The sequence below is a fragment of the Rhodococcus sp. (in: high G+C Gram-positive bacteria) genome (assembly GCF_049299235.1).
In the GTDB taxonomy this organism is placed as follows: Bacteria; Actinomycetota; Actinomycetes; order Mycobacteriales; family Mycobacteriaceae; genus Rhodococcus.
In genome coordinates this window covers 1-4,866 of sequence record NZ_JBAQXC010000259.1, presented here as the reverse complement: position 1 = coordinate 4,866, position 4,866 = coordinate 1, and the positions used below count along the sequence as shown (strand labels likewise).

At 64.9% G+C, this 4,866-nt stretch carries 6 protein-coding genes; 5 read left to right on the top strand and 1 reads right to left on the bottom strand.

Features of this window, described 5'->3' with window-relative positions; all coding sequences use genetic code 11:
- Nucleotides 1-151: 151 nt before the first annotated feature.
- The 5 genes from WAX14_RS15360 to WAX14_RS15340 all read left to right on the top strand — a co-directional run bounded on the left by WAX14_RS15360 (nucleotide 152) and on the right by WAX14_RS15340 (nucleotide 3,562).
- Nucleotides 152-493, top strand: coding sequence for a hypothetical protein (locus tag WAX14_RS15360; protein WP_422628917.1), 342 nt, complete (start codon nucleotides 152-154; stop codon nucleotides 491-493).
- Between the two features lie 61 nt (nucleotides 494-554).
- Nucleotides 555-932, top strand: coding sequence for a DUF2510 domain-containing protein (locus tag WAX14_RS15355; RefSeq protein WP_422628916.1), 378 nt, complete (start codon nucleotides 555-557; stop codon nucleotides 930-932).
- 142 nt (nucleotides 933-1,074) lie between these two features.
- Complete coding sequence (locus WAX14_RS15350) at nucleotides 1,075-1,656, top strand: hypothetical protein (protein WP_422628915.1); 582 nt, start codon at nucleotides 1,075-1,077, stop codon at nucleotides 1,654-1,656.
- A gap of 408 nt (nucleotides 1,657-2,064) precedes the next feature.
- A complete protein-coding gene (locus WAX14_RS15345; protein WP_422628914.1) occupies nucleotides 2,065-2,718 on the top strand; it encodes a GNAT family N-acyltransferase in 654 nt (217 codons plus the stop codon).
- A complete protein-coding gene (locus WAX14_RS15340; RefSeq protein ID WP_422628913.1) occupies nucleotides 2,708-3,562 on the top strand; it encodes a ThiF family adenylyltransferase in 855 nt (284 codons plus the stop codon). Before WAX14_RS15345 ends, WAX14_RS15340 begins: the two co-directional genes overlap by 11 nt.
- Before the next feature lie 183 nt (nucleotides 3,563-3,745).
- Here WAX14_RS15340 and WAX14_RS15335 read toward each other — a convergent pair whose 3' ends face one another.
- Nucleotides 3,746-4,588 (bottom strand): cutinase family protein, encoded by an 843-nt coding sequence (locus tag WAX14_RS15335; protein ID WP_422628912.1) that lies wholly within the window; start codon nucleotides 4,586-4,588, stop codon nucleotides 3,746-3,748.
- Between the last annotated feature and the right edge of the window lie 278 nt (nucleotides 4,589-4,866).

Here is a 4,866-nt window from a genome sequence, read left to right as displayed (position 1 = left end):
GACCTCCACCATCGCCATCAACGGCGTCACCGAAGACTTCCCACCCGAGATACCCCCAGCTCAACGCGAAATCCTGGCCAGAATCGACCTCGAAACGGGGCACTAAGCGAAATGTCCTAAGTCAGGTCTGGACCCGGCCTCCTACGAGCAGGTGACCGAACGCGACTACGCACTGTTGCTGAAGAACCCGGTGGCGTCTGCTGGCCGGAAGATCATCGTGTACGGCGAGGTCTCCCAATTCGACACCGCCACAGGACCGTCCCGGTTCATGGCCGACACCTCAGCGGATCCGATCGAGGGGGACTCGTACTTTTTCGGTGACAGCGCGCTGGTGGACCTGTCCGATCCTCGGATCGGCGCAGATGTCGCACAGGGCGACATCGTGAGAATGTATGTCGAGGTGAGAGGCACCTTCGAATACGAGAACCTGCTCGGCGGTGAGATGGTGGTGCCGCGGTTGCGTGCGAACATCATCGAACCGGTCGGCCGGTGAACGCCCGAGATCTCACCCGCCTGGCTGGCATCGCACTGGTGGTCTGGTCGTCACGCAACCGGTGACCTCGGGAGTGCTGCAGTGCGGTTCGGTCATCGCCCCGAAGCGTGCCGGGCAGGGACTTGCAGCGATCCTCACCGAAGCCGCCTGCGCGAACGCGCGCAACTCCGCCCAGACTCTGGCGATTGCCGTGGTCGTCGCCGGTGCACTGACGATCCTCGCCTCGCTCTATCTCCTCCCCGCCCGCCAACGCAGTCGCATCGCGCAGGCGGGACCGGTCTTGCCTGAAGCACCACTGGAGGGGCCGGATACCGGTCGTGTCGTGCAGTCGCCGCCGGCAGGGTGGTACGACGATCCGCAGGATCCGGCCAGGATCCGCTACTGGGACGGCACCTCATGGGCGCTACGGACGGCACCGAAACCGCTACCTCCCAGATAGATACACTGCCGCACCGACAATGGTGTGTGGTGCGGTGGCCGCCGCACCCGCTGGATGATCATCTGCCGAGTGCCAGTGCAACTTACGAAACCGGGCTAGTCGGCTCCCGTGCTCCGGTTCGATGTACCGACAAGGATGTGCAATGAACAGGTTGATCATCGCGGCCACGGGTGCGTCGCTGCTGCTCACGGGCTGTTCCGGCGGCACCGCCGATCAGGATCCAGCCACGACCACGACCAGCGCGACCCGGTCGGTGCCGGCCACCACGGCCACCCCGGCACCTGCGCTGAGCGCGGTACCGGGGAAGGCTCTGCATGTCGGCACCGAAAGCGAATGCATTCCCGCCGCACCGGCATCGGGTTTCGGGCTACGCCGGGTCGCGGTCCAGAACGGGGCGGTCGGCCACCCCACCGGCGCGAAGCTGTTGTGGTGGGAGTTCGACGGAACCATGCCGGATGGAGTCGTCGCCTTCACGGCCACACTGACCGGCGCAGACGGCAAGCCCATCACCCGTGGAGTGAAGTTCATCGACGGCGCGGTGGCCGCGAACTACGTGTTCACCGGTGCACGGCAGGACAACATCACCATCCCACCGGACCTCGACAGCGGATCGGTGGGGGTCTTCGTCCCTGCGGCAGTGGGCAACTCGATCGGAGCGGAGTTCAACTGGTCTGCGGACCTGGAAGTCGAGGGTGTGACGGTCGGCGGGTGTCCGTCCAGGTAGCAACGCGACATCCAGCCATCGGCACGCGCGGCGAGCCTCGCCGGGTCTTGATCGGCGCGGTCGCAGCGAGGGAGGTCTGGCCTGGGAGCGCGCTCGCGGGCCCTGTCGAGAGCCGCTCCCCGAGCCGTCGGTCCGAGTTCTGAGAATGTCCGGTCCTCGAGTCGGACAGAGAGAGGTATGGGCACGAGAAGATCCGGCTGCCACAACATCCTGTTCGGGACGCTACATGTCTTTCGCGAGTGATTCCAAGCTCTCAATTCGACACTGGTACAGCATGTTCGGAAAGTGAAGTGTCGGTTGTTCGGGGGACGCGAGGCGGATCGCTGATTCGTTACCGTATCTTTCTGTTTCGATTCGCGCGGTTGGCCGGATTCGAGACCATGCGTATCACCATCAGGCAGGAGCGGCGTGTTCCACTATCGGATAGCCGAATACGGTAGCGAGGATTTCGATCGGTGGAGACAGATCCGCACACAGTTGTACCTGGAAGCGGGGCTGATCGAGCCGGAGAGTGTGGATCCGAGTGTCGGAGCGTTCACCGACGAGTTCGACGGACACTCGATTCATCTGCTCGCTTGCGACGATGCCGGTGAACCAGTGGGATGCTGTCGGATGATCGAAGGCGGGTCGAACACCCTGCAAGTCACCAAGACGTTCGATCTGCACGTTCCCCACGATTCTTTCGAAGTCTCCGGAACCGCGGTGCATCAGGCATTCCGGAAGACGTTCGCGACCCTCGGCTTCTACCGGGCCCTTTTCGCTCTCGCCGAGGAGCGCGGATACGAACACGCGTACTTGGTGGTCGAGGAACCGTTCCTGGCAGCGCTCGAGGTGCTCGGACTTCCGGTGGAGATCCTCACCGAACCGCGATGGGTGTACAACACCTACAACGTGGTCGCCCGTGTCCGGGTGAGCGCAGTCGCTGCTGCCCTGACCGCCGCAGACGAGGCCCGCGGCGGCACCACAACATTCGGCGACTACTTCCGTCGGCCGTTCACCTGGACACTCGACTCCCGCGACATTCTGCCGCCCGCCCGTGCCGGTGTGGGTGATGGTGCCTGAGCACCCGCTGTCGCGGAACCGCGGCTTGGTCTCCGACGACGAACAGCAGCGTCTCGCCGAGGCCCGCGTGCTGGTGGCCGGCGTCGGCGGTGTCGGGGGACGAGTCGCCGAGACCTTGACGCGACTCGGCGTCGGCACGCTCGTCCTTGCCGACCCGGACACCTTCTCGGTCACCAATCTCAACAGGCAAGCCGCCGCCACCACGATCACTCTCGGCAGGAACAAGGCAGATGTCGTCGCCGAACTGTGCCGATCCATCGGCACCGGCACACGCATCGAGGTGGTTCGGGAAGGCATCGTCGAGACCAACGTCGCGGATCTGGTCGCTGCATCGGATGTGGTAATCGACGGTACCGACTACACCCTGCCCGACGTGGGGCTGCGGCTGGCACGAGCAGCTAGGGCTGCCGCCACCCCGGTCCTGCTGGCTGTGGAGATCGGATTCGGGGTGTGGCACAACGTGATCCCGCCGGACGGAGCTCGTTTCGAACGGCTCCTCGGATTACCCGCCACCGTCACCTTCGACGACCTGACCTCCGGACGGGCCCGTGTTCCCCTGTGGCGGTGGGTGGTGAGCATCCCGAGCTACGCCGACGTGGATGTGCTCGCACAAGTCGAGCAGGGACATCTGCAAGCACCGGCGGTGGCGCCCGCGGTCGAACTATCGGCTGCAGTGGTCTCGACGACCGTGGTCTCGCTCCTCGTCGGCAGGCGACCCGTGGTCTCGGCCCCTCGCGTCCACCATGTCGACGCACGAACGGGAAAAGCCAGAACGCTGCGACCGTCGCGGCTGCGTTTCTCACTCTCGGCCGCCCGCGCCTGGCTCGGCAGATCGCAGATGTGAACGCGCTCCTGCCGGCTCGATACCCGGGACGCACGAGAGGACCTCGACGTGCCGTGGACGGGGGGCGATGCTCTCAGCTCTTCCGGCGAGTCGGTACGTTCCTATGCGCATTCGAACCGCATGGATTTCCGGTGACGGGCGTGTTCTGTGTCGCGCCGCAATCACGTTGAGACACAGAAACGTTCACCAGTTCTCCTCGGCGGCCATGAGCCGTCCGTAGGTGTAGGCCACCGATTCTCCGGTCCCGTCGTAAACGGCGGTGGCATACCGTTGGTGCAATTCCACCGATTTGCCCGGGGCGCAGACAACGTCGCCGACGAAGCAGACCGAGTAGACCGGGTCGTCTTCGTCGAAGTCGGTGCGAGGTGATAGGCCGATGCGACCGGAGCCGACGGGGGTGAAAGTGTTCGACGTCGACTCGTACTGGAGTGGTTGGGTGCGTGCCCCATAGCCGACGAAACCGGGATCGGCCAGCAGAAGAGTGCCCGCCAGACGATCCGGCGTGATCGGCGAATGCTTGTGCAGGATAGTCTGAGTCAGGTCTCCCGCGACGTGGGCGCCCTGGCTGTATCCGATCAGGGAGAATCGCGCGGACGGGCAGGCTACCGCCCAGGTCTGCAGCAGCTTGTACGCAGCCGCATACCCGGCGTCCTTCGACGCGAAGTACTCCCCATCGGAAAAGTTCAGGCTGAGCACGGCCGGATACTCCACCGCCGCAGCCACCACCGGGCTCTCGGCGTCGTCCCGAGCTCCAGCCAGAGCCTCGGCGACGGTGCCACCGTACAACTGGTCCTGCGTCGTGCCATTTGGATGATGCGCCGCCCCCTCGTTGCTGCCCGGAATACCCAGCACCATCACGGGCGCGCACTCGACGCTCGGTGCGGCCGAGACAGTGCCTGCGGCTGATCCCGCGATAACCGCGGCGACAGCCGTTGCGACGGACACCGCGGCCAGGGTGCGTCGTGGTCTCGTCGTGCTTTCGAGATGCCGATGGTGGGACGTGACAGCGTCACGATGCTCGGTCATGGTCGGGTCCTTTCGGTTCGCGGGCGATCGACATCGCCGGGTCCGCATCGGGTTACTCAGGGACCGGCGCTGGTTTTGCCTTCCGACGGGCGTCTCGGGCATCGCCCGCAGGCCCGTATCGGGTTCGGCTTCAGTCCGGATCGGGTTCGGCCTCAGTGTGCATCTGAAAACTCGGTGAGCATCGGCGTGTGACGGGCCGGATACCGGCGAACTCCTGGTAGGCCAGTGAGTGCTTACGTCCCTGCCCTACCAGGAGCTCACTTGCCATCATCGCCTAT

What these genes read in the sequence shown, in the direction of transcription:
- WAX14_RS15350 (WP_422628915.1), top strand. Translation starts at nt 1,075, where the DNA reads ATGAACAGGTTGATCATCGCGGCCACGGGTGCGTCGCTGCTGCTCACG.
- WAX14_RS15340 (WP_422628913.1), top strand. Translation starts at nt 2,708, where the DNA reads ATGGTGCCTGAGCACCCGCTGTCGCGGAACCGCGGCTTGGTCTCCGAC.
- WAX14_RS15335 (WP_422628912.1), bottom strand. Translation starts at nt 4,588, where the DNA reads ATGACCGAGCATCGTGACGCTGTCACGTCCCACCATCGGCATCTCGAA.